The sequence below is a fragment of the Paenibacillus sp. FSL L8-0340 genome (assembly GCF_038593145.1).
In the GTDB taxonomy this organism is placed as follows: Bacteria; Bacillota; Bacilli; order Paenibacillales; family Paenibacillaceae; genus Paenibacillus_AQ.
Map to the genome: position 1 here is coordinate 3956860 of NZ_CP151967.1, position 26087 is coordinate 3982946.

Below are 26087 nucleotides of genomic sequence, written 5' to 3' on the forward strand. Positions count from 1 at the left end.
GCTATGAGTCATCCTGAGTATCCTTATAACGGAAATGAAATTGCGGTAATCGGCATGGCGGGAAGGTTCCCTCAGTCCGAAAACCTGGAGGCCTTCTGGCGCAATCTGACCGAGGGAAAAGAGTGTATTTCCCATTACTCCAGCCGGGAACTGGAGGAGGCAGGCATTGACCCCGGAATACTGAGTCAGCCGAATTATGTCCGGGCCAAAGGGGAAATCGGCCAGCTCGATGCATTCGATGCCGCTTTTTTCGGGATCAATCCCAAGGATGCGGAGCTTATGGACCCTCAACACCGGATGATGCTCGAGTGTGCTTGGGAGGCGCTGGAGCATGCTGGCTACCAATCCTCGGAATGCGGAGGCTCCGTGGGTGTTTTTGCCGGAAAAAGCATGAGCTCATATCTGTTCCTGAACCTCTATCCTCATATTCAAAAAATGCTGGCCACCGGCAATTTGCAGGCAGCCATCGGCAATGACAAGGACAGTATGGCTACAACGATCTCCTATCGCCTGAACCTCAAAGGCCCGTCTATGGCGGTGCAGTCCTCGTCGTCCACCTCGCTGGTCTCCGTCTGCATGGCAGCACAGAGCCTGTTGACCTATCAATGTGACATGGCGCTGGCTGGTGGCATCACGGTTGGCCCGCCTGAACGTGCAGGCTACCTGTTTGAGCCTGGAGGAATTATGTCGGCGGATGGGCACTGCCGCGCTTTTGACGAGAACAGCAGCGGATTTGTTCCGGGCAACGGTTACGGTCTTGTCGTGCTGAAACGGCTGGATGAAGCGATCCGCGACAAGGATCATATCTGGTCTGTCATCAAGGGGTTTGCCGTCAACAATGACGGAGCGGATAAAATCAGCTATACCGCTCCAAGCGTAGGCGCACAATCCGAAGTCATCGCTTCGGCCCAGGCGCTGGCAGAGGTTCAGCCGCAGACGATCGGTTACGTTGAAGCGCATGGCACCGGCACCCGAATGGGAGATCCCATTGAAATAGAGGCGTTGACCCAAGCGTTCCGCCTTGGCACGAATCAGCGAGGGTATTGCCCGATCGGTTCGGTCAAAACAAACATAGGGCATCTCGATTCTGCCGCCGGCATTGCCGGATTCATCAAAGCGACGCTCATGCTGCACCACAAGCAAATTCCGCCGACGCTGAATTATGAGCGCCCTAATCCGGCGATTGACTTTGACGGCAGTCCTTTTTACGTAAATACAGGGCTTACGGATTGGCCCGAGCAAGCCTACCCGCGCCGCGCCGGAGTGAACTCGCTCGGTATGGGCGGCACCAATGCCCACGTGGTTCTTGAAGAGGGTCCACGTATGTACAGTGCACCAGCCGTGCCGGGGTGGCATATTCTCCCAGTCTCAGCGAAATCCGAGACCTCCCTGGCTGGTAATCTGTCCCGGCTGCAGCATTATTTGCGCGAAGAGACGCAGACGAAACTAGCGGATGTGGCATATACACTGTCGGTTGGCCGGCAGGCTTTTGGGATCAGGGCGGCTGTGGTCTGCTCCACGCAGGAAGAAGCTGTCCTGGCAATGGAGGCGGCTGACCCGCAAGCGGTATACCAGGGAGAAAGTCCTTCCAGGAACCGTCCTCTGGTGTTTATGTTCACGGGGCAAGGCTCGCAATATATGGGGATGGCGGCAGGCCTATATGCTGCTGAGCCGGTTTTTCGCGAGTATTACGACCGCTGCGCAGTGCAGATCCAAAGCCTGACGGGGATGGATATCAAGCCATTGATGCAATCCGGGAAGAATCACCCGCAAACACTGGACGTGAACGAGACCGCGCTTACCCAGCCGCTGTTATTTGCTGTTGAGTACGCTATGGCCCAGCTCCTGATCAGCCGGGGACTTCGTCCACAGGCCATGATCGGCCATAGTCTGGGAGAATACGCCGCAGCCGCAATCGCAGGTGTGTTCCGTCTCGAAGATGCCGTTCTGCTGGTCTGCCGCAGGGCAGAGTGGATGTCCCGGACCGAAAGAGGAGCGATGCTGGCAGTTGGGCTCAGCCGTGAGGCAGTAAACGGATATCTACAAGAGAGAATTACGCTGGCAGCGGTCAACAGCCCAGGTCTATGTGTGTTGTCGGGAGAAGAAGCCTCCATTGCCGAACTGGAACAGCGGCTGACGGAAGAAGGGGTTTTTAATAAGAAACTATCCACCTCTCACGCCTTCCATTCGCCGCTGATGCAGCCGATGGTCGCCGCTTACCGTGAGTTGTTGATGCAGGTGGAATTAAAGGAACCCTCTGTTCCAATAATGTCCTGTCTTACCGGTACCTGGCTAAAGGCTGAGGAGGCTACCGATCCCGGATACTGGACCCGGCATATTCTCGACCCGGTTGTCTTTATGGATGGACTTGGGGCCCTGCTGCGCGAAGGAAACCGGTTGTTTGTGGAATTAGGACCAGGCTCCACATTATGTGGTCTGGGGCGGCAGAACCCGGCAGCGGCTGAAGACAGTGTGTGGGTGCCCGCCTTGCGTTCTGTCCACGGACAGGACGGGGACACGCGGGTGTTGGCACAGGCTATAGCCAACCTATGGGTATGCGGTGCAGATCTGGACTGGGGGCTTTATTTCGGAAATGAGACGCGCCGGCGGGTTCCGCTGCCAACGTATGCGTTCTCCCGGCAGAGCTACTGGGTATATCCCGAAGCTGCCCCGTCCGGCTCAACCGCCTCGGTTACGGTTACGTCAGGGACACAAACATCCGGGATATCCTTACCGTTCAGTTCCATTCCCGAGCAACGTCAACCCGGATCACGCCATGCCCGCCCCAAGGTAACGGCAGCGTACCGTGCGCCGGAGGGGAGCATCGAGCAGCAGCTTGTGGAGATTTTGGAACGGGAGCTTCATATTCAACCGGTGGGTGCGGATGATAACTTTTTCGAGCTGGGAGGCCATTCGCTGCTGGCCACTCAGGTGCTTGACCGGATTCGGCAAGCTTTGGGCGTACAACTGTCCATCGAGAGCATATTCCTGCGTCCGACTGTAAGCGGAATGGCCCAATTGCTGGAGAATACCTCCGGGGAGACCCGCAAGGAGCAATCCATTGCAAGTTTGTTCCAGGAAGTGGCTGCCATGAGCAGTAGCGAAATCGCCAGCAGCCTTGCAGAGGACAAACTCAAACCGAGCGGAGGGAAGGGGTAATGGCCGAACAAGTAGCCTTATCCTCATTGTCGCCTGAGCAAAAACAATGGTTCCGGCTGCAAATACGTGAACGGGGTATTCCCGTACTGCAAATTCCATTGGAAAAACAAACACGCGATGGCAATGGATTACCGTTGTCCTACAGCCAGGAGCGTTTATGGCTGATGGAACAGCTCGGCGGCGCCGCCTCCAGTTATCATCTGCATCAGGCCATCCGAATTACCGGTGCGCTTAAGAAGGGGCATTTGGAAGCCAGCCTGCGCCTGCTGGCGGCCGGTCACGAGAGCTTCCGGACCTCATTCTCCGCCAAAGAGGGGAAGGCGCAGCAGCACATCGCCGCTGACAGCGCCATTCCGCTGCTGCAGATCAAGGTCACAGGGGCAACAGAAACGGAACGGCTGCGCCAGGTCGAACAAGCGGCTCAGCCGCTGCTAACGCAGCCGTTTGATCTCGGCAAGCCGCCATTGCTGCGCGCCGGATTGTACGAGCTGGCAGAGGATGACCACATGCTTGTGTTCGTCATTCATCATATTGTTGCCGATGGCTGGTCGCTTAGATTGCTTACAGAAGAATGGGTGCAGCTCTATAACGTATTATGCAAGGGGCAGAGCCTACCGCATAATCAGCGTGAATACGACTATGCCGATTATGCCTGCTGGCAGAGAGAATGGATGCAGGCAGAGATGCTGACGGAAGGTCTGCATTATTGGAAGGAGCAACTGCGGGGCGCAGATCCTTACTATACAATTCCTTCCCATCGCCCGCGCCCGCGCTTGCTGACCTCGGGCGGAGATAGCTGTACGCTGCGGATCGAAGCGGAGGAGCTTGAAGCGCTCAGAGTTCTCGCAAGGTCTGCAGGCGCCTCGCTCTTCATGACTGTACTGGCTGCCTTTAACGTGCTGCTGTACAGATATACAGGCAGGGGAGATGTTGTGGTCGGCACTCCGACGGCGGGAAGATGCCGGGAGGAGACCGAAGAGATGCTGGGCTGCTTCGTGAACAATGTGGTGTTAAGAACGGATATCCGCGAAGCAGGCAGCTTCACAGAGGTCCTGCAACTTACCATGCAGACAGTGCTTGGAGCTCTGAAAGCTCAGGAAATCCCGTTCGAGCATGTACTGGATGCATTGAATCCGCCCCGGGACTTGGCTTATTCGCCTTTATTCCAGCTCTTTTTTATCTTCCAGCAAGGCGATATGTCACTGGATCAACTGGACGGTGCTGTCTGCACGCCGCAGAAGTGGACTCAGCACTCTGCCAAATTCGATATCACACTGGAAGTTATCGAGCATCCTCACCATTTGGATGTAATGCTGGAATACAACACCGATCTCTATGACAAAAGAATAGCAGAAGGACTGCTCGCTAACTATGTCTGGATGCTTGGGCATTTGCCGGCGAAGGCGCAGCAGACGCTCCCGCAGCTTCCATTGATTTCTCCGTTTGAAGAAGCGGAGCTGCATAAGGCAGGCATCGGCCCGGGTGTTGTTTACCCGGAGCGATCGACACTGTATTCACTGGTGGAGCGGCAAGCCGCAGCCAATCCGTCGGCCGTGGCAATTGTATGCGGCCCCCGTTCCTATACTTATGCCGAATTGTATGGGGCGGCAGAGCGGTTAGCAGCCTATTTGCAATTGTCAGTCGGCGCAGGGCCGGGTCATCGCGTTGGCATCTGCGCCCGTCCTTCGTTCGAGCTGGCGGCAGGCATCCTGGGTATTCTGATCAGCGGCAGCGCTTATGTTCCGCTCGACCCGGCCTTTCCAGAGCAGCGGCTGCAATACATCGCGGGCCACGCCGGACTGGACTGCATTCTGGTAGATCATCCTGCGGAAGCCGAGCGGTTCGGCAACCACCGCTGCTGCGACATCAGCCCAGGCAGCCTGTGTTGGCAGACTAATCGTGCTCTGTCTGACTCCAAGGCATCTGAAAGACCGCATCACGCTTATATGATTTATACCTCCGGGAGTACAGGCCAGCCCAAAGGGGTAGCCGTGACTCACCGGAATGCGGTTCATTTCCTATATGCCATGCAGGAACTGCTGCATATGACATCCGAGGATTCGCTGTTGTCTGTCACGACATGCTCGTTTGATATTTTCTTGCTCGAACTGTTTTTGCCATTATCCGAAGGGGCAACGCTGATCTTCCCACAGGAGGGAAGCGGCGATCCAGGACTGCTTATGGAGAATATGAATCGTTATAAGCCGACCTTTATGCAGGCAACACCGGTATTGTGGCGGCTGCTGCTGGCAGAGGGCTGGAAGGGTTCAGAGCACATGACGGTACTCTGCGGCGGTGAGGAACTGAAGCCGGAGCTTGCTGCACAATTGTTACACCGGGGTAAAGCGGTATGGAACCTGTACGGCCCCACCGAAACGGCGGTATGGTCTCTGGCCCACAAGCTTACGCCGGATGACCTCCTGTACAAAGTCCCGATTGGCAGACCGATCGGCCGTACAACCTGCCTGGTCCTGGATGAAGCGCTGGCTCTTGTGCCATTCGGAGCCGAAGGCACACTGTACATCGGAGGTGACGGCGTAACGGACGGCTATCACCGTCAGCCGGAGCTGACCGCGCAGAAGTTCATCATGAACCCGCTGGACCAGGCGGGAGGGCGGCTATTCAATACGGGGGACCGGGTCCGGCTGCTGCCTGGAGGAGAAATGGCCTATCTCGGCCGTAAAGACCAGCAGCTCAAGCTGCGGGGCTTCCGTATCGAGCCTGCTGAGATTGAACAGCAGTTGAACCTTCAGCCAGAGATTGCGGCAAGCGCCGTAGTCGCTTGCGACGACGGACAGGGAGAACAACTGTTGGCTGCGTATTGGGTGCCGTCCCCTTTAGCCTCTGGCAAGGAGAGCATTCCTGACGAGACAGACTGGAAGGAAACACTCCGCGGGGTGCTTCCCAGTTATATGATCCCGGCACGTTTTGTTAAGCTTGCTGAGCTGCCTTTGACACCAAACCGCAAGGTAGACCGGCAATTCCTTTCACGTTTGCCACTGGACAAGGCAGTGTTAACCCGCAGGTACACAGCGCCGCGAAGCACAACTGAGATCCGGCTCGCCGAGGTATGGGGTGAGGTGCTGAACCTGACCAGCGTGGGAATACACGATCATTTTTTTGATTTGGGCGGTAATTCTTTGCTCGCTGTCAAGCTGCTGACTGAAATCCGCTCCAGGATGCAGGTGGAGCTGACGCTCCGGGAGCTGCTTATCGCCTCCACCATTGCCAACATGGCAACTGAACTGGATGATGCTGCGGTGGCACCTTTGTCAGAGATGGGAAGCTCAGCCAGAGTGGACTTACCCGAATTTATAGTGACGCCGCAAGAAGCCTTTGTACCTTTTCCTTTGACCGAAGTACAGATGGCCTATTGGGCCGGAAGACGGACAGGCAGCGCCGCAACTCATGTCTATCAAGAGATGGAGTTTGCGGGTCTTGATATTGAACGTTTCGAACAGTGCTTCCAAACGCTCATTAAGCGGCATCCTATGCTGCGGGCAATGGTCATGCCGGACGGCATGCAGCAGATTCTGGAAGAGGTCCCGCCTTACCCGGTGAGAATGGCAGACGCAAGCGCCTGCTCCGAAGCGGAGCGCGTCTCACGGCTGGACGACATTCGTCAAGTGATGTCGCAGACTATTCATACCGGCAGTTGGCCGATGTTCGCCATTGAAGCGACCCGGCTGCCCGAAGGACTGACCCGGCTGCATATCAGCTTTGACCTTATGATCGCCGATGCGCTGAGTTTTCGGATTATTCTGGAGGAACTGGCTGCGCTGTATGCCGGAACAGCCCAATTGCCCCCACTGGAAGCAACTTTCCGTGATTATGTGCTGTCCTTGCTGTCCGTAACCTCTGCAGACCGTTATAGAATGGCGCAGACCTATTGGCAAGGGAGACTTCCCCGCCTCCCGGCCGGTCCGCAGTTACCTGTTGCGGTTTCTCAAGGCCTCAAGCGGCAGGAATTCAAGCGCTGGAAGGCCGTTCTGCCGGCCAGGCTCTGGTCGAAGCTGTCGGCGGCAGCACGCAGACGGGGGTTAACTTCCTCCGCATTGCTGCTCGCCTGTTATGCGGAAGTGCTTGCGCTGTATGCCAAGCAGCCGCATTTCTTGTTGAATCTAACGCTGTTTAACCGTCTCCCGCTGCATCCGCAAATGGAACATCTGGTTGGTGATTTCACAACCATCAGTCTGCTGGAGGTCGATTACCGTAACCCTCTTCCTTTTGGCAGCAGGGCTGAACAGCTCCAGGAGCGTCTGTGGACCGATCTCGATCACCGCCTTTACAGCGGCATCCGTGTGACAGAACAGCTTATGGCACACAGCATTCTGAGTGAACCGGTTCCAGTGGTGTTCACAAGCCTGCTGGACTTGTCTGACAGGGAGAAGACGACAGCCGGATTTGATCAGATCTTCCAGCGGAGGAATGAATCTGAGACGGAAGCACGCAGTCTGTCGGAGACACCTCAGGTATGGCTGGATCACCAGGTAGCTGAACGGGACGGCGAGCTTCACTACAATTGGGACGCGGCCCTGAGCAAGTTCCTGCCGGGAGTGCTGGATGAGATGTTTGCCATCTACGGAAGCTTGCTGCGCCGTTTGGCAGAAGATGAAGAGGCCTGGGAGCAGGCCCTGCCGCTGGCCGATTCGGGTTCAGCCGGATTCGCACACCGCCTGAAACTGGCGGAAATTAACACACGGCACCAACACAAACAGGAGACTAAGGACATTGCCCTGCATCATGGCTTTCAGCGGATGGCACACACTAAGCCCAATGCTCCAGCCCTGCTTGTGGGCGGATATACGTTCTCTTACGGAGAGTTGAACCGCAAAGCCAATGCTATAGCGCATCAGTTGGTGGCGTATGGCATACAGCCGGAGACATTGGTTGCCGTAGTGATGGAAAAAGGCTGGGAGCAGGTGGCGGCGGTCCTAGGGATCTTAAAGGCCGGAGCGGCCTACCTGCCGGTAGATGCAGGTCTGCCTGCCTACCGCATTGGAGAGCTGCTGGAGCTCGGACAGGTTCAAGTGGTACTGGTCCAGTCCTCTGTCCCTGTAGGTGATTGGGCCACTACCGGTATTAAGACCATAGAGGTCAACGAAAATACCCGAAACGAAGAGACGCCGGAATATGGAGGCAATGCAGACGGAATAGGCGAGCAACTGGCCTACGTATTATTCACTTCCGGCAGTACAGGAACGCCTAAAGGGGTGATGATCAGCCATATAGCCGCGGTTAATACGTTGACCGACATTAACCGCAGCCATGGGCTGAACCCGCAGGATGTCGTGCTTGGACTTTCTTCGCTAAGCTTCGATTTATCCGTATTCGACATCTTCGGCTGCTTGGCGGCAGGAGGCACACTTGTGCTGCCAGAGCCGCAGCGGCTACGCGATCCGGCACACTGGCTGGAGCTGATGCAGAAGCACCGGGTCACGGTCTGGAACAGCGTTCCAGCCTTCATGAACATGCTGCTGATGTATGCCGCATCTGAAGTACGGCTGGATTTCCTCAGACTGTGCCTGCTCAGCGGAGACTGGATTCCTTCTACTCTTCCGGGAGCCATCCGCCGCCTGAGTCCTGAGGCGGAGGTGATTGCGCTTGGCGGGGCAACCGAAGCAGCGATCTGGTCGATTCAGTTCCCGGTTCACACTGTCGATCCGGCTTGGACCAACATTCCCTATGGTCTGTCCATGTCCGGCCAGCGTGTATATGTGCTGAATGCACGGATGGAAGAATGTCCAGTATCGGTGCCGGGAGAGTTATATATTGGCGGTCTGGGCGTTGCCAGCGGCTACTGGCGGGATGAGATCCGCTCTGCAGAACGCTTTGTCATGTCGCCTATCACCGGAGAACGCCTCTACCGGACGGGGGATTGGGGCCGTTATGGTTCAGACGGGGTCATTGAATTCCTTGGACGCGACGACCTCCAGGTCAAAATTAGCGGCTACCGCATTGAGTTAAGTGAAATCGAAAGCACCTTGAAGACCTGTCCCGGTGTTCAAGAGGCTACTGTGCTTGCTGAAGGAGAGGAGGACGCGAGGCGTCTGCGCGCTTTTGTGATTGTCGGTTCGGAACGGCAACCCTTGCCGGACCCGGCTGCACTGCGCTCCCATCTGCGCTCCCGGCTTCCAGGCTACATGGTTCCTTACAGTATAAGCATTCTCGAAGAATTCCCTTTGACTCCCAACGGCAAAACTGACCGCAAAGCACTGCTTGCCATTCTGCCTGAGACGATTGAACCGGCAGCGGGACCGACGCAATCCGTACTGGAAGAAGGTATTATCTCCATTTGGAAGGAGCTGCTGAACCGTCCGCATGTCGGCAGGGATGAGCATTTTTTCGACCTTGGCGGCAATTCGCTCAAGCTGGTTCAGATGCAATTGAAGCTGCAGGAGATGCTGAACCGCGAGATTCCTATTATCGAGCTGTTCAGACATACCTCCGTCGCAGCGCTGGTTGAATTTTTCGGAAGTGCTTCAGTGGACAAGTCCCCTACAGGTATGGAGCAAAAAGCGGTGGACCGCGCGGACAGGCGGTTTCATGCAAGACAAACGCGCCGCAGATGATTTTGAACATAAGGGAGGAAACACAGTGAGCAAGGAACAGTCGGAGCAGGATATAAGTAATGATATCGCCATCGTCAGCATGGTGTGCCGGTTCCCCGGGGTGGATTCCGTGGAGCAGTATTGGGAGCTTCTCGCTAGTGGAACGGATGCGCTGCAGCTAAGCCCCGCACCGGCAGGACCAGGCATAGAACCCCTGAGCCGCCTGGGGAGCGAAGGTCTGATCCCGGTGAATACTTCATTGAAGAATACTGAGAAATTTGATGCTGCCTTCTTCAAGCTGACCGGCAGGGAAGCCGAAATCACCGATCCGCAGCATCGGCTTTTTATGGAGAGCGCCTGGGAGGTACTGGAGAAGGCAGGGTATAACCCTCTTAATTATCCCGGACTGATTGGTTTGTTCGCAGGAGTCAGCACTAGTACTTACCTGATTAACCACTTGCTTGCGGACAGAGACCGGAACGAATCCGTCAGTGATTTGCAGCTTATGATCGCCAACGACAAGGACCATATGACCGCCCAAATTGCCTATCGCCTAAATATTTGCGGACCTGTCGTTGCCGTACAGACTTCTTGTTCGACTTCTCTCGTAGCAACGCATCTGGCCTGTGAAAGTCTGCTCAGCGGACAATGCGACCTTGCACTGGCAGGGGGCGTGACGCTCAAATTCCCGCAAGTTCCGGGCTATCTGCACCGCCAAGGGGGGCTGACCGCAGCAGATGGGATGATTCACGCTTTTGACGCAGAGGCTACTGGGACTGTATACAGCAATGGCCTGGGAATCGTCGTCTTGAAAAGGCTTGAAGATGCACTGCGGGACGGAGATACGATCCAGGCCGTAATCAAAGGCTCGGCAATTAACAGCGACGGCGCTAACCGGATCGGCTACGCTGCTCCCGGTGTAGATGGCCAGGCGGCGGTCATTGCTGAAGCCATGAGCATCGCCCAAGTCCAGCCGGATGCAATCAGCTACGTTGAAGCACACGGCAGCGGCACGCCGCTTGGAGATGATATAGAGCTTGAGGCGCTAAGCAGAGCGTTTGCAGCGGCGCGCTCCAACCGTTTTTGTGCAATTGGTTCGGCCAAAACCAACATCGGCCATGTTGAGATGGCTTCTGGGGCAGCCGGTCTGATCAAAACAGCCTTGGCGCTCAAGCACCGGAAAATTCCGGCAAGCCTTCATTTTGAGACACCGAATCCCAAGCTTGAGGAGCATAGCAGCCCCTTCTACGTGAATGATATGCTTGCGGACTGGGATGCCGGTGAACATGGGCGGTATGCCGGAGTCAGCTCCTTTGGACTAGGTGGAATCAATGCCCATTTGGTGCTGACGGAAGCACCGGTTCAGGCGGAAGGGGATGCGGAGAACCGCTGCGAGCTTCTGGTCCTGTCGGCCAAGACAGCAAGTGCGCTGGAGCGGATGTGCGCCAATATGGCGGCTCATATAGAAATACACCCGCAGCTTAATCTAAGCGACGTGGCCTATACCCTTAAGACAGGACGGGCGGTATTTGCCGTTTCAAAAGCTATTGTTTTTCGCGGGCGCACCGATCTGCTGGAGCAGCTAAGGGCTGCGAGTGTAACGGGTACTACACGTCAGGGGTCTGCAGAGGAGGGCAAGCTGGCAGTTTGTCTAAGCTTCTCACAAAACTGTGTGCTCTCTGCAGAGGAGGCCCGCGATTTATACGAATCCAATCCGACATTTCAGCAGTTGATTAGCGAACTGTCCGACCAAATCCGCCGCTCATATCCACTCGACCTGAGACATTATGTTCGGTCCGCCCTTGCACCTGAAGCTTCTTCCGCTACCGGGAGGATGCTGTCGTTTGCGCTGCAATTGGCGCTTGGCCGCCTGTTCCTTGGCTGGGGCATCCAAGCCTCTTCCATCGTTGGTACAGGAATAGGCGACTGGGTCAGACTGGTGTTGAAGGGCGAATGCGCCTTGGAGGATGCTTTACATCAGCTCATCAGCGAAGACAAGGATCATACTTCCGGTCATGCACCTGAACAGGTGGAGCAGGTCTATGTCCTGAACCTGGGCAAGCCCAGCCAATCCGACGGGCAGATTGCAGCGGCAGGCCAAGCACCAGGACTATATTGGCTGCAAAGCGAAATCGCCCGATTATGGCTGGCAGGCGCTGAACTGGATTGGGCGCTGTATTACGAAGGAGAACACAGACGCAAGCTGGAGCTCCCAACCTATCCTTTTGAACGAGGTGTATTCTGGATTGGCCCTTCCAGCGGACGTTCCACAGCAGATGTTGAGAGTGGAAGCCGCCAAGGAAACAGAACGGCAGACAATAACTATTATCAGCAGAAAGTCAAAGAAATCTGGGAGCAGAGCCTTGGGCTCGAGATCGCGGATGGACAGGAGACCTTCTTCGAGCTGGGCGGGCATTCCCTGCTGGCGACCCAAATTTTGTTTGTGATGAACAAGACCTTCTGTACAGAAATTACGCTCCAGCAATTTTTCGATCACCCTACTGTGGACGATCTGGCTGCATTGGCAGCGGAGCAAGCCGGGCAAGGCATCAGTGCGTATACTGATCTTCCTGAGGTGCAGATTGCTTTGGCGGAGCGGTATGAACCCTTTCCACTGACCGATGTGCAAAAGGCCTACTGGATCGGCCGTTCTGAGGGCCTGGAGCTTGGAAATGTATCGACCCATATGTATTTTGAAAATGATGTCGCTGACCTTAATCTAAGCACGTTCCAGCAGGCGTTCCAAGCGCTGATTGACCGGCATGACATGCTTCGCTCGGTGATTCTTCCGGATGGGCAGCAGCAGATTCTGCCTCAAGTTCCCAGCTATATAATCCGTTCCTATGACATCACCGCTTTTGGGGAAGAGGAGCGAAGCGCCCATGTGCGGTCTATTCGTGAAGAGATGTCGCACCAGGTGCTGGATTGCTGCCAGTGGCCGTTGTTTGATGTCCGCGCGACGCGGCTGCCTGAAGGCCGGGTCCGGCTGCATATCAGCGTCGATCTGCTAATCGCTGATGCCTGGAGCCTGGAGCTGCTGCTGCGCGAGCTCTCTGTACTTTATCTGAATCCTGCCCATGCCTTCGAGCCGCTGACCTTGTCCTTCCGCGATTATGTGCTGGCCACTGCAGAGATTGAAAAAAGCGAATTATTCCGCCGCTCCGAGACGTACTGGAAGGGCCGGCTGGACTCCCTGCCAATGGGACCGCAGTTTGAACTTGTGAAGGAACCGTCCCAAGTGCTGAAGCCGGAATTCAGACGGCGGCAGCATGTCATCTCCGCACCACACTGGAAGCAGCTCAAAAAGAGAGCGGAAGGTTATGGCATTACCTCTACGGTGGCTTTACTGTCTGCTTTTTCGGAGGTGCTGACGTTATGGAGCCGCAAGGCGCATTTCGCCCTTAATCTGACCTTATTCAACCGTCTGCCGATCCATCCCGAAGTGGGCGAAGTCATTGGGGACTTCACCTCCCTGACTCTGCTGGAAATTGACAACCGCGAACCGGGTGCCTTCATCAGCCGGGCCCAGCGCCATCAGCGCAGGCTGCTTGAGGATATGGATCACCGCTATTTCAGCGGTGTGCGGGTGACAAGGGAGCTGCTGGCCAAATACAAAGAGCCATCGAAGGCGATTGTACCCGTAATCTTCACGAGCATTCTGAATCAGACAGAACAAGTTGCGACCGAAGGCCAGCCCGCCCAGGCCTTGCAGGAGGATCGCTACAGTGTCTCGCAGACTCCTCAGGTGTGGCTGGATCACCAGGTGCTGGAACGGGATGGGGAATTGCATTTCAATTGGGATTCTGTAGATGAACTGTTCCCGGCCGGCATGCTGGACGAGATGTTCGCTGCATATTGCGAGCTGCTGGACATGCTGGCTAAGGAAGCCCAAGTCTGGGATGAACCACTGCCCCTGAGTATGGAGCTTTCGCGCAGTATGCCGCACCGCGAACGTCTTCATGAGGTTGCAACATTCCATACCCGGCCACTGCTGCCTAATCCGTCACCCGGATCACTGCTGGAACGTTACCACAACAATGTACGGCAACGACCGTCCGCAGTGGCACTTATCACTTCTGGAGGGCAGCTTAGTTATTCCGAATTGAATGACTATGCCGATTACGTTGCCGGTCAGCTTATCCTAAATGGAATCCGTCCGGGCGAACCGGTGGCCGTTGTGATGCACAAGGGCTGGGAGCAGATTGCTGCCGTGCTTGGGATTCTCAAGGCTGGCTGCGCGTATCTACCCGTGGATGCCTCGCTTCCCCAAGCCCGGATAGCTGAGCTTCTGCGGCTTGGACAAGTCGCAAATGCTGTCATTCAGCCCGATTTGGATCACTCAGATTGGCCGCAGCTTATGCACGTTGTTCTTAACGGACAGTGCAAGCCGGACGGCAAATACGGGGCAGAGGACCCAGAGGCGGCAGACCGCCTGGCGTATATTATGTTCACTTCAGGGAGCACGGGCGTTCCCAAAGGTGTCATGGTCAATCACCGCTCTGTTCTCAATACCATTGAAGATATTCTTCACACTTATAAAGTTGGACCGAATGATGTCATGTTCGGCCTGTCTGCGCTGAACTTTGACCTGTCCGTGTTTGATATCTTCGGCATGCTCTCTGCAGGAGGCACACTCGTTCTGCCAGACAAGGATCATCTCCGGGACCCTGAACATTGGCTGGAGCTGATGAACAGGACAGGTGTAACCCTCTGGAATACAGTTCCTGCACTCCTCAGCATGCTTACGGAACTGGTCAAAGATACGAATTCGCCAGTCTGCAGCTCGCTGCGTCTTGCTCTGCTTAGCGGTGACTGGATACCACTGGGCTTGCCTCAAGCAACCAGCCGGTTGAAGCCAGGGCTTGAGGTGGTCTCGTTAGGCGGTGCCACCGAAGCAGCCATCTGGTCGATTGCTTACCCGGTTCAGGAGGTGTTGCCTGGCTGGACCAGCATTCCTTACGGACGTTCACTCGCCAATCAACGGGTATACGTGCTGAACGAACGGATGGAGGAGTGCCCTATTGGCGTATGCGGGGAATTGTATATTGGGGGAGAAGGCCTCGCTATGGGCTACTGGCAGGATGAACTGCGAACCCTGGAACGATTCATCCGTCATCCTCTGACCGGCCAGCGGCTCTACCGCACCGGCGATCTCGGAAGATATGCGGAGGACGGAAATATAGAATTCTTGGGCCGGGAGGATCTGCAGATTAAGGTACGCGGGCATCGCATTGAGCTAGGCGAGATCGAAGCTGCCCTGAAATCCCATCCGTATATCAAGGAGGCTACCGTAATCAGCCAAGGGGAAGGCGAACGCAAACGGTTGTCAGCCTATGTGACTGTAGACCGTGAACAGGCTTACGGTGTCGAGGGGATGGCCGGGCAGGAATTGATTACGGGTGCAGTGGACCGGATGTTGTTCAAGCTGAATGAACCCGCATTGCGAAATAATCTATCCGGTAAAAGCTACAGTCTGGCCGATGCAGTGGAAGGCAACGATCCCTTCTTGCGGCGGCGCAGCTACCGCAGCTTTGTGCAGGAGCCGATTTCCCAGCAGCAATTCGGGGCATTTACGTCCGCTTTGTCACAAAGGACTTTCGATGGTCTTCCTTTTCCCAAATTCCAATATGGTTCTGCAGGCGGGCTGTATCCAGTCCAGGTCTATTTCCATCTGAAGCCTGGAGCGGTAGAGGATCTGCCTGGCGGGCTGTATTATTACAACCGCAAGCAGCATCAGCTTGTACTGCTCGAAGAACATCCAAGGATGGATGCTGCCATTCATGCACCGGGGAACCGTGAAGTTTTTGAAGCTTCGGCCTTCCAGATTTTCCTGATCGGCTGCATGGATGCAATCGTCCCTATGTATGGACAAAAGGATGGGCTGGGCTATTCGATGATGGAAGCCGGGATCATCTCGCAGCTCCTGGAAGATAAAGGCCCTGAACACGGAATTGGCTTAATTCAAATGGGTACCCTGGGCTTCGATCACATCCGCCCAATGTTCCGGCTGCGTAGTAACGATGTATATCTGCATTGCCTGCTTGGAGGCGGGATTACGCCTGAGCAGATGACTCTGTCTGGACAGGTGGAAGAGATGAACCTCTATTCTTCCAATAAAACCACTACTAAGGAGAGCAAACCGGACATCGGCAAAGCCCTAACCGGTTATTTAAAAGAGAAATTGCCTTCATACATGGTGCCGTCGGCTATACAGGAGCTGGAGAATTTCCCGCTGACAGCCAATGGCAAAGTAGACCGCAAAGGGCTTGCGCTTCTGGCACCGCAGCTCCCGGAAACCGATGAAGCGGCTGCTATGACGACCGGCGAACTCCCCTCTGGATCAGCTATGTTGCTGCAGCAGATTGCGGATGCCTGGCGCAAAGTTCTGAACCGTCAGGATATTGGCCTGCACGATAACTTCTTCGATCTTGGTGGTGATTCGATCAGTATGGTTGCGCTCTTCCGCGAATTACAGGAAGATTATGGTAGCAGGCTGACTATGATCGAACTATTCAGGTATCCGACGATTAAAGATCTCTGTGAATTTCTGCTGGAAGATGCAGCAGATTCACCGCCGCAGGATGACTTGCCCCTGGAGCGTGAACGGGCTGATTCCCGGCGCAGTTCCCTGGCCCAGTTAGCCGGCAAACAGCGGCAAGGCCGATAAACAACCTAAATTCAGGAGGGAACAGAACATGAAGAAATTTATGCTGCTATTATTTATTGCGCTGCTGGCCTGTCCGAGTGACACTGCCTTATCGGCAGCCGCTCCAGCGGTCAAGATCTCGTGGAATGGAACACCGATAACCTTTACAGGGGCCTCACCGGTTCAGGAGGGCAAGACCTGGCTTGTACCGATCCGGCCTGTCTCCGAAGAACTGGGTGCAGATTTGCAATGGGCTGCCAAAGAAAAGAAGCTTACCCTGTCAACATTTGCCCGAACGGCAATACTGGTTATCGGCAGCAAGCAAATGAAGGTCAATGAGCAGACCATTACTCTTCATGCAGCCCCTAGACAGCACCAGTCCGCCATCCTCGTTCCACTGGAGGCGCTGGAGGCGATTGGGCTTGTAACAGCCTGGAATCCGGCGAAAACCGCAGTGGATCTGAAGCCGGAATTCACCGTTGTTAAAAAGTACGTTTTCCCAATTCAGGTTGCAAGCATCCGTTACCGCGGCCAATACGAGGAAATTACCAAGGTCTTTACCCTGCTTGACAGCAAAGTGAAGGATGTAATCAATGGTCAAGGCATGAGTTTGTATTATGAGCAGAATTATGAACTAGGACATGACACAGAGATTTGCATTCCGGTCAGCAAAGCTGTGGAGGGCGAGTCTATAGAATACAAGGGCCAGAAGATTCCGATAGTTACCAAAACGCTGGAAGGCGGTTATTTCCTGTCGGTGGTTCACCAGGGAACGCCGGATACGCTGGGTGACGTCTGGGCGCAAATGGACTTATATGCTAAAAATACAGGAGTCCAGCTTACATCACCGTCACGGGAAGTATATGTGCATGAGGATCTGAAGGATTACCGTAAACAGGTTACCGAAATTCAGCTCCGGTTCAAAGACCTATGAAGCATTATAACGAAGGTACGTTTTGCTGGGCCGAGCTGGGCAGTGGTGATCCGGCAGCATCCGCTGCATTTTATACCGCATTATTTCCTTGGAGCACACAAACGACAACTATGGAAGATGGGCGAAGCTACACGGTATTCCAATCGGACGAACAAGATGTGGCTGCCATGTATTCCTTAGGTGATCCCAAGCTGGCCTCTTTCTGGGGCTGCTACATTGCTGTTCAGGACGTGGAGTTCTCGGCTGCACGTGCCCAGTCACTGGGAGCGGAAATGCTCATTGCCCCAAGACGCATAGGGGACAAGGGCACTATGTGTGCATTCCGTGATCCTACCGGAGCGATGGTGGCCTTATGGGAAGCGGCAGAGCATCTGGGATCGGGCGTTCAGCACGAGCCGTACTCTATCGACTGGCATGAGCTGTATACAACTGATCTGAACGCCGCCGCTCATTTTTATACGGAACTACTGGGATGGTCAATGGAAGAAGTACCTACTCCGTCAGGCCGTTATCTCCAGTTCAAAGTTGGAGCAGACTACGTAGCCGGCATGAAGGCAATTCCCCAGGATATGGCGAACATGAGCAGCGGCTGGGGATTATATTTCAAGGTTTCCGGATGCGAGAAGGTCGCTCAGCAAGCGGTAGCCTTAGGAGCTTCTGTGGTGATCTCCCCAATGCCTGTGCCGGGTGGCGGGACATGTTCCACTTTGCAAGACCCGCAGGGAGCTTTCTTTTCGATCCAGCACGGGTTCTAGGCGCAAATTGTTCCGGGATAGTCCTAAACAGCCGTTTGGCTATCCCGGATATTTCAAAAAGAATAGTGAGGTAGTGACACAATGACCTACTTGCAAATTACCAAAGAAAACATCGAACAAGAACATATCTGCTGCGCCCTGGGCGCGAAGCAATATGAGCAGGCAGTCCGGGACAAAAAGCAATGGCTGAGCGAAAGGATGGAGGAAGGGCTGGTTTTTTACCGGCTGAATGACCGGGCGAAGGTTTTTATTGAATATATGCCTGCCGAGAAGGCTTGGATCCCGCTTAATGCCCCTAACTATATGTACATTAACTGCCTGTGGGTATCTGGAAGACACAAGGACAATGGTCATTCCAAACAGCTTCTGGATAAGTGCAAGGCAGATGCCCAAGCCTTGGGCATGGATGGCATTGTGCATATTGTCAGCAAGAAGAAAATGCCTTATTTGAGCGATAAACGTTTTTTTGAGCATATGGGATTTCAAATCACCGATGAAGCAGATCCTTATTTCGAGTTGGCGGTACTCAAATGGAACGATGAGGGGGAGTACCCGTCTTTTGCACATTCCGTGAAGTCTGCGCCAGCCTCGGGCGACGGGATTTGTATTTATTACACAGCACAATGTCCTTTTGCCGTTGGTGTGTTGGAGGATTTGCGGTCAGTGGCGAAGGAGAGGGGTATCCCGTTTACGGCTCATCTCCTGACTACCCGGGAGGAAGCCCAGGCCGCCCCTTCGGTCTGGACAACCTTCAGTCTGTTTCTTAATGGTACGTTTAGCACTCACGAGATTATGAGTCCGGGCAAGTTCGCGAAACTGCTCGACAGCTCCAAATAGTAAGGATACAGGGAGGAAGAAACTTGAATTTAGCTTATCTTACCGCTTCCGATGTGATCCGGCTGCTTGAACAGGGTGAGGTGAATTCCAGGCAACTGCTGGATTACTATTATGGCCGGATGGACCTTGTGAATGAAGGGCTCAATGCCGTAGTGCAGCAGCAGCGGGAAATTGCCTACGCCCAGGCGGATCAGGCCGACCGGGACAGAAAAGAAGGCCGGAGGTACGGGCCACTGCATGGCCTGCCGCTTACGGTCAAGGAGTCATTTAATGTCAACGGGATGCTTACAACCTCTGGTGCCCCGCATTTAAAACATAATATTGCTACAGAACATGCGGCCACGGTGCAACGATTGATTCAGGCCGGAGCGATCGTTATGGGGAAAACCAACGTGCCGGTGATGACTGCAGACTGGCAGACCTATAATGATCTATACGGCACGACCAACAACCCTTGGAACACAAACTTGACACCAGGGGGTTCATCTGGCGGCAGTGCGGCCGCTTTGGCGTCTGATTGCACGCCTGTGGAATTCGGCAGCGATCTGATCGGCTGCCTGCGGATTCCTGCGCATTATACCGGTGTATATGCCCATCGCTGCAGTCTTGGAATGCTGTCGCTTAGAGGACATGTTCCCGGAAATCCTCCCGGTGATCCAAGCGAGCCTGATTTGTCGGCGGCTGGCCCGCTGGCCCGAAGCGCCAAGGATCTGCGGCTGATGATGGATGTGCTGTATGATCCCTGGGTAGATGTGCCTGTCCCTCCTGATTTCCGCACTAACACATTAAAGGAGCAAGCGAAGATTAAAGTCCTGACCTGGTTTGAAACTCCGGAGCATGAAATAGATGAACATATTAAACGCAGATATGCTGATTTTACCGCAGGTTTATCAAGGATGGAGGGGGTGGAGGTTCACCACGGAATGCCTCCTGAGATCCAGATGGACAAGCTGTTCGACCTGGCTATGCAGCTGTCTGGACGGCTTGTCGGCACCTCGTTCAATTCAAGGCAGCGCCTGACTGCAAGTCTGGCCTCCCTTGGCTTGCGGGCATCCCGTTTGGTGACGAAGGCTTTTCCTGAAGGGCTAGAGGACTATTACCGGGCAATGAATCAGAGTGAGGGAGAACAAGCGGAAACGGACCGTCTGCGTCAGGAATATAACCGTGTGATCACTTCCTTACTTCAGGAATATGATGTTCTGCTGCTGCCCATCAGTCCGGTATTGGCAATTCCCCACATGCAGCAGGCGGTAACTAGAAGGATTCTGAAAGTGAATGGACGAGCAACTGGTTATAACGAGCATTTAATCTGGAATATCCTCGCGACTGTCTTTGGACTGCCTGCCACAATTTTGCCGCTGAACCGCTCTAACGATGAATTACCTTGTGGAATCCAGATCATCAGTGGGCATTTCAAGGATCATATCACCATTGACTTTGCCGAAATATGCGAGTCATTGACAGAGGGATTTCAAATTCCTCCTGGCTATTCATAACTCTACTGCTCACCTTACATCTTCAAAATCACGATAAATATTATTTTCATCTTCAATAGTTTACGGATAGAAATGAGTAATAAAAGCACAGGGCCGCGGCTATGTGCTTTTTATTTGGCGGCTGCTTATGCCGGGCAGTGCATGTATAGCCGCTCGCCTGATCTGTTATGTAATCGGCTCAAGCCGTTTCACTATGCGATGCCTCGCGTTCTGCGGCCGATTGTACCTCAAGCTTACGGACAAGGGAGGGAAGTGAAAAAAGGTAGAAGAAGCTGACGGCTACTGTACATAGCCCGAGTATATAGTGCAGCCAAGTCACCGAAATCCAGGCGGGAAAGGCCAGGGCGACAATGCCCAGTGCCATGGAGTGGCCCAGCATTATGACCGGATCAATCAAAGCATTAACCCTGCCCATATTACGGGCAGGAACCAATTCGGGCATCCAGCTGCCAAGAACGATATTGATTGGCGCAATTGCAATACCCGCGAGCAGAATAATGACTAAGTATACCTCGACCTGACCGGCAAAACCCAGCCCCCCAATAAGCAGGCTGGCTACGAATAACCCCGTTATAAGCACCGGAGTCCGGGTGAAGCGGGCAATGAGACGAGGACCGAGAATGCTGCCCAGCAGGAAGCCGATGCCAAGAAAAACGGTAATCATCGAGGAATAGACGACATAATTATCGGGACTCAGCTTATATTTCATTGCAAAAATCGGAAGCACAGCAAACACACCATTTACGATCCCGAAGAACAAAAATCCGCTGATAAGTACGAGCAGCAGCCGATTTCCGGTGATATAACGAAGACCCTGCCAGAAATCTGTAATGAGGTGCGAAAAGCGAAGCTCCCGAATGCGGTTCTTGCCGTTAGGCATCCGGGCATTCTCGGGAAAATCCCCCCAGGCCAGCAGCAGACCCGAGATTAGAAAACTGGCACCGTCGGCGATGATAGCGCCTTCAATTCCAACAAAATGATAAGCAGTCGCTCCCAGGCTCATCCCGAATAACATGAACATTCCCATAACGATCTGGTTTAACCCCGATGCCTGAACATACTGGTCATGACCGATGCTTCCCTGCAGCAGCCCCATCTCAGCCGGACCAAAAAATTTGGATATCGAGCTGCGCAGAAACAGGACCAGAAAGCATAGCACGATTAAATCATAATGCACGAATACCAGCAGCAGCAAGGTCAATCCGGCACGGATCCAATCGCTGTATGCGGCGATATGCTTTCGGTCGAACCGGTCGGCCACAACACCAACGATCCAGAATACTGCCAGTGTAGGCAAGGAATACATCAACTCCGCGGTCGTTGCCAGGGAGGGGCGCTCGCTGAACCGGTCTACCAGATAATAGGCAAAAGCCATGTTACCGACCACCGTACCCAGTTGGGAAGCAAAAGCCGCAATAAACAGCTTGCAGAACACAGGATTGCGAAAAAGTGACTTCATTGAATCTCCTCCCTTAAACCAAAGAAATCCATTGCTTGGCCGGCTGACGGTTGAAGCAGACTGTACAGATAGTGAAGTAGTGCATTGAATTGCATACCGGTATCCGCTTGCCTGGTGCCAACCGTGATGGAATGTGTAACGATACCTTCCTGAAAGGATGAGACCACCCTGGATATCTCACTAAGATCCATGACTGGAGTAAATTCACCGCGGCTTACCCCCGTCCGAAGCAAATCTGCAAAACGTTCGATGCCTCTTTCGTACCGTCTTTCAAGCAGCTCTCTGCGTGAAGAATCACGCCAGCCGACTAGAAAATACTCGTAAAAAGCAGGCATCATTCCGCCGCCCTCCATTTGCTCCAAATCATGAAGCTGCTGGGTATAGAGTGTGATAATGACCTGCCAAATGGATGATGAAGCAGCCTTCAAGTATTCAAGATACTGTTCATACTCAAGATCCTGACGATCCAGCAAGGCTTCAAAAATTTCCTCCTTCGTTTGATAATAGAGGTAAATCCAGCCCCGGCTCATGCCAGCTTCCTCGATAATATCCTTCAGCGAGACCGCGCCGTAGCCTTTTCTACTAAATACGCATTTAGCAGCATCCAATATCTGCCGGCTTCGCTGTTCTTTCCGGTGATCCGTCAATCGGGGAGACATTTACCCGCCACCTTTCTAAGTATCCAAAATGAACCGCGTGTCATTATTATTTTAATGACACGCGGTTCATTTTGCAACAAATAAATAGGAGGCTGGAAGAGGAAGGCAGTCAGCCGTCCTACCGTGCCATGTTATAGTATCGAATCTGAATTCCAAGGGTCAGACTGTTGTTTCCGGAGTTGTAATTCCGGTTGGTGCCGCCTTCTACAGCCCAGTAATGTCTGATAAAAAATCCTTTTACATACTTAATTTAGTATTTAAGGGTGATATATTAAAATTAGATGGGAAAAAGACGATATATAGGGAATTAAAGGAATTGCATGAAGGAGATGACACAATGGCAATGTCAGCCGTTAGCTATGAACATTTGCATATACTTCCTTTTGAGATGAGACTGCATCATGTGACGTTGGTCAAGAAAATCAATGACCACGCCAAATTGACGTTTACGGGCATGATCTCGGAAGATAGGGAAGAGCATTATGTACGGATGGCGGATGAAAATACCCCGGTAGAGCTTCTGTATACCGACGAGAAAGGAAATAGGAAGCGATTGTTTCATGGCACGATCCTCAAACTCCGTGTCAAGGTCGATAAGGAAGCCTACTGGCTGGAAGCGGAAGCCATCTCTCATACCCACGCAATGGATCTCAAACCGCAGACGCGTTCCTACCAGAACAATTCTATGCTCATTCCCGATTTAATGCAGAAGATCAGCGGGTACTACCCCAATGGGCAAAGCTTTAATACGTTTGTGGAAGATAAAAGACTGGATGCGTATACCCTGCAATATCAGGAGACAGACTGGCAGTTTCTGAAGCGTCTGGCCTCCCGTTATCACACGGTGCTGGTTCCTGTATCCACGGAAGACAGCGTTCGCGTGTATTTGGGCATTCCAGATCATCGGGACGCAGGCAGGATAGAAGCTACCCATTACCGGATGTACAAGGATATATTAGCCTTCAAAAAAGAGGCGGGAAACGGAGAGAGCGGGCTTAGTGAACGGGATTATATTTGTTATGAAGTGATGCTGAACAATCAGGTGCTTGAACTTGGAGATCAGGTCACCTTCAAAGGCCAGCAGCTTCACGTGTTCGAGGTACGGACCGAAATGAAGCAGGGTCTGCTTACACATCACTACACCCTCTGTCTGAAACGGGCAGCTTACCGGCGCATGAAGTATAATTCCAAGCTGATAGGCTCTTCCCTCTCAGGAAAAGTCATGGAAGTGGTCCGGGATGAGGTCAAGGTGCAGCTCGATTACGATCAGGACTGGAGCCTCGCGATCGCTAGCCCTTTTCCGTATTCCACGATGTATGCCTCGGACGATCAGACGGGATGGTACTGTATGCCGGAAAAAGGCGACGCTGTCCGGATCTATTTCCCCAATGCGAAGGAAGCAGAAGGCATTGCACTCAGTTCTGTGCGGAAGAAGGTGCCGGAAGAAGCAATGGCTCCCGCATCCAAGCCGGGCAGTACATCCGCTGCTGCAGGCAGACACAGCCAAAATGTGACGACGACCGTAGTCCAGCAAGAACAGCTGCAGCCTGTTATTCATTACGACAAGGATCTAAAGGAAGATTTAATGGCCAATCCGAACACGAAGTTCTTGTTGACGCCAACCGGCCAGAAGATCACGTTCGAGGAAGATAAAATCATCATTACCGGTGCGACCGGGGGCGCAACGCTTACTTTAACGAGTGCGGGCACGATTATTCTGAATTGTGAGAATAAGATTACATTGCAGGCCAGCAAGCAAATTGAAATGGTCTCGGAATCCATTATGATGGTTGCCAACCAGATTGAAATGTCCACCAAGGACGGAAACGGCGGCTTTACGATGGATCAGGGGCAGGTCGTGATTAAAGGCATCGAAGTGCTGATGAATCAATAGAACACACCGAAGAGAGGAGCGCACGGGATGCACGACCTGGAGATATGGAACCATTTTATAGAAGAAGATGTCCTGCCTCAGCGAAATGAGCAAATTAAATCCTTACATACCTATTACGTTCAGCATAAAAAACAGATCACCACCCAACTCGTCCCGCTGTTTGACCAGTTCTGCGAGAAGGTACAACTCCAGCAGCAAGAGGGGAAATTAATGAAATGCGCCTATCTTCATCTCTCCCTGCTCCGGACGAGCCTGAACGAAGGGAAGCCCGTCTATATGCTGGAGGCCAGCGACAGGGACACGGAAAGCAAGGTGCAGCTGACACCTTTTCATTATGATGCAGGCTGGATCTACGGATTCGCGGACGCTTGGGATCAAGCATGTGAGGAGAAACGCAGACGTTATTTAAACCGTATTCACCGCCATTCGTTCGAAGTCTGGAAGGCCCGGCAGCTGTATCCGTTCCACATCTATATGGTACATGCTGTTCGTTATGCCATGGATACCATCCGGCAGCTTGTTTCTTTCCAAAACCTGGAGAAAGACAGTGCATTTGAAGTGCGTGTCGGTCAATTTCGGGACCCTGAGGTCAGTGAATCTGTGTACCGCGTCAATGAAAGGCAACGTTCCTCCATTACTTGCAAAGGGTGGCTGGAAAATAAGTCAGATCAGGAATACATCTATGAACATATTGCCAAGGTCAACTTGTCCCGTGGCTATTACGAAGGCGTTGATCTGAGTTATGCAAGGTTTGAAGAGGTGACGCTGACCGGAAGTCATTTCGGGGGCAGCCGAATGCTCGGTACCCGCTTCGAGCGCTGTGTGTGCGATCAGGCCGATTTTCGCGAGAGTCTTCTGGTGGATGCGGACTTTCGCGATTGTGACCTGACTTCTGCAAGGTTCGACCATGTGCTGGGGATTCGGGACATGGCGGCAGAAGCACATGGCTTGGTATTCGGCTTGAATGGCGTGTTGTTTCAACAGGCCAATCTGACGTTTGCCAGCTTTCTGGGCGCGAGAATTGCCGGAGATTTCACAGGTGCACAGCTGGAAGGGACGAATTTCACAGGTGCAGACTTGACGGGAAGCCGAATGCTGGAGCGGGATGCTGCTTCGGTAACACTGACCAAGGAACAGCGTGGCACGATGATCTGGGTGGGGGAGGCGCAGCATGAGTAGCATGAAGTACTTCGTGCTGGAGCATGACCGGCGCTTGCCGGCAAATGGAGTGAATCTGGCATTCCCGGAACGTATGCTGAAAGGTTATGGGTATGCCGGGCCACAGGAAATCGTCTACACCAAGCCGGGCAATCTCCTCTCTGCCAGCAGTCTGATCGAACATCCGATATTGCTGGTCAGCGAGGAGCTGCGGGCAACTGTAACTAAGCAGCTACCGGACATTCCTTATAAAAGTGTGGTCGTAATGGACCTGGAACAGCAGGGGCAATTTTATTATGCATGGATGGACTTTCCGGAAATTCCTTGTCTTGCACCTGACCGCACAGAGACGGAAAATGGACGGATTCACACCCTTTGGGCAGACACAGAAGCATTAAAGGAAACGGCAATTTTTCAAATTCCATATTACCGGAGTCGTGTGCTGGTTGCACGTGTGGACATCGCTGAGAGCTTGCTTAGAAAAAGTCTGTATGGCTTAAGTGTCAGACCGATCCGGTTGACGAGAGGAGAAACTTGAA

General features: G+C 53.5%; 12 protein-coding genes. 10 read left to right on the forward strand and 2 right to left on the reverse strand.

The window, feature by feature from the left end:
* Positions 1 to 3 precede the first annotated feature (3 nt).
* The 7 genes from NST07_RS17610 (at position 4) to NST07_RS17640 (ending at position 20378) form a co-directional block, all read left to right on the forward strand.
* A complete protein-coding gene (locus tag NST07_RS17610; protein ID WP_341378728.1) occupies positions 4 to 3159 on the forward strand; it encodes a type I polyketide synthase in 3156 nt (1051 codons plus the stop codon).
* On the forward strand, positions 3159 to 9731 hold the full coding sequence (locus NST07_RS17615; protein WP_342479867.1) for an amino acid adenylation domain-containing protein: 6573 nt from the start codon (positions 3159 to 3161) through the stop codon (positions 9729 to 9731). Before NST07_RS17610 ends, NST07_RS17615 begins: the two co-directional genes overlap by 1 nt.
* Positions 9706 to 16377 (forward strand): amino acid adenylation domain-containing protein, encoded by a 6672-nt coding sequence (locus tag NST07_RS17620; protein WP_342479868.1) that lies wholly within the window; start codon positions 9706 to 9708, stop codon positions 16375 to 16377. The genes NST07_RS17615 and NST07_RS17620 overlap by 26 nt, the downstream gene beginning before the upstream one ends.
* A gap of 28 nt (positions 16378 to 16405) precedes the next feature.
* Complete coding sequence (locus NST07_RS17625; RefSeq protein WP_341093392.1) at positions 16406 to 17290, forward strand: stalk domain-containing protein; 885 nt, start codon at positions 16406 to 16408, stop codon at positions 17288 to 17290.
* Entirely contained in the window at positions 17287 to 18045 is a 759-nt protein-coding gene (locus NST07_RS17630; protein WP_341093394.1) for a VOC family protein, read from the forward strand. The genes NST07_RS17625 and NST07_RS17630 overlap by 4 nt, the downstream gene beginning before the upstream one ends.
* 81 nt (positions 18046 to 18126) lie before the next feature.
* Entirely contained in the window at positions 18127 to 18882 is a 756-nt protein-coding gene (locus NST07_RS17635; protein ID WP_341093396.1) for a YoaP domain-containing protein, read from the forward strand.
* A gap of 23 nt (positions 18883 to 18905) precedes the next feature.
* Positions 18906 to 20378 carry an amidase family protein gene (locus tag NST07_RS17640; protein ID WP_342479869.1) on the forward strand — a complete coding sequence of 491 codons (1473 nt, stop codon included), beginning with the start codon at positions 18906 to 18908 and terminating at the stop codon, positions 20376 to 20378.
* A gap of 178 nt (positions 20379 to 20556) precedes the next feature.
* Here the strand turns inward: NST07_RS17640 and NST07_RS17645 are convergent, their stop codons facing one another.
* A complete protein-coding gene (locus tag NST07_RS17645; protein ID WP_342479870.1) occupies positions 20557 to 21837 on the reverse strand; it encodes an MFS transporter in 1281 nt (426 codons plus the stop codon).
* Positions 21834 to 22496, reverse strand: a complete 663-nt coding sequence (locus NST07_RS17650) for a TetR family transcriptional regulator (RefSeq protein WP_341378733.1) — start codon at positions 22494 to 22496, stop codon at positions 21834 to 21836. The genes NST07_RS17645 and NST07_RS17650 overlap by 4 nt, the downstream gene beginning before the upstream one ends.
* 337 nt (positions 22497 to 22833) lie before the next feature.
* On the opposite strand from NST07_RS17650, the gene NST07_RS17655 reads away from it, so the two are divergent.
* Genes NST07_RS17655 through NST07_RS17665 form a run of 3 tightly spaced genes read left to right on the forward strand, consistent with a single transcriptional unit; the run spans position 22834 to position 26086 of the window.
* Positions 22834 to 24390, forward strand: coding sequence for a contractile injection system protein, VgrG/Pvc8 family (locus NST07_RS17655; protein ID WP_342479871.1), 1557 nt, complete (start codon positions 22834 to 22836; stop codon positions 24388 to 24390).
* Positions 24391 to 24417: 27 nt separating this feature from the next.
* The gene (locus NST07_RS17660) at positions 24418 to 25569 is read left to right on the forward strand and encodes a pentapeptide repeat-containing protein (protein WP_342479872.1); all 1152 of its coding nucleotides are present in this window, start codon (positions 24418 to 24420) and stop codon (positions 25567 to 25569) included.
* Positions 25562 to 26086, forward strand: a complete 525-nt coding sequence (locus NST07_RS17665; protein ID WP_341093407.1) for a hypothetical protein — start codon at positions 25562 to 25564, stop codon at positions 26084 to 26086. Before NST07_RS17660 ends, NST07_RS17665 begins: the two co-directional genes overlap by 8 nt.
* Position 26087: the final 1 nt, after the last annotated feature.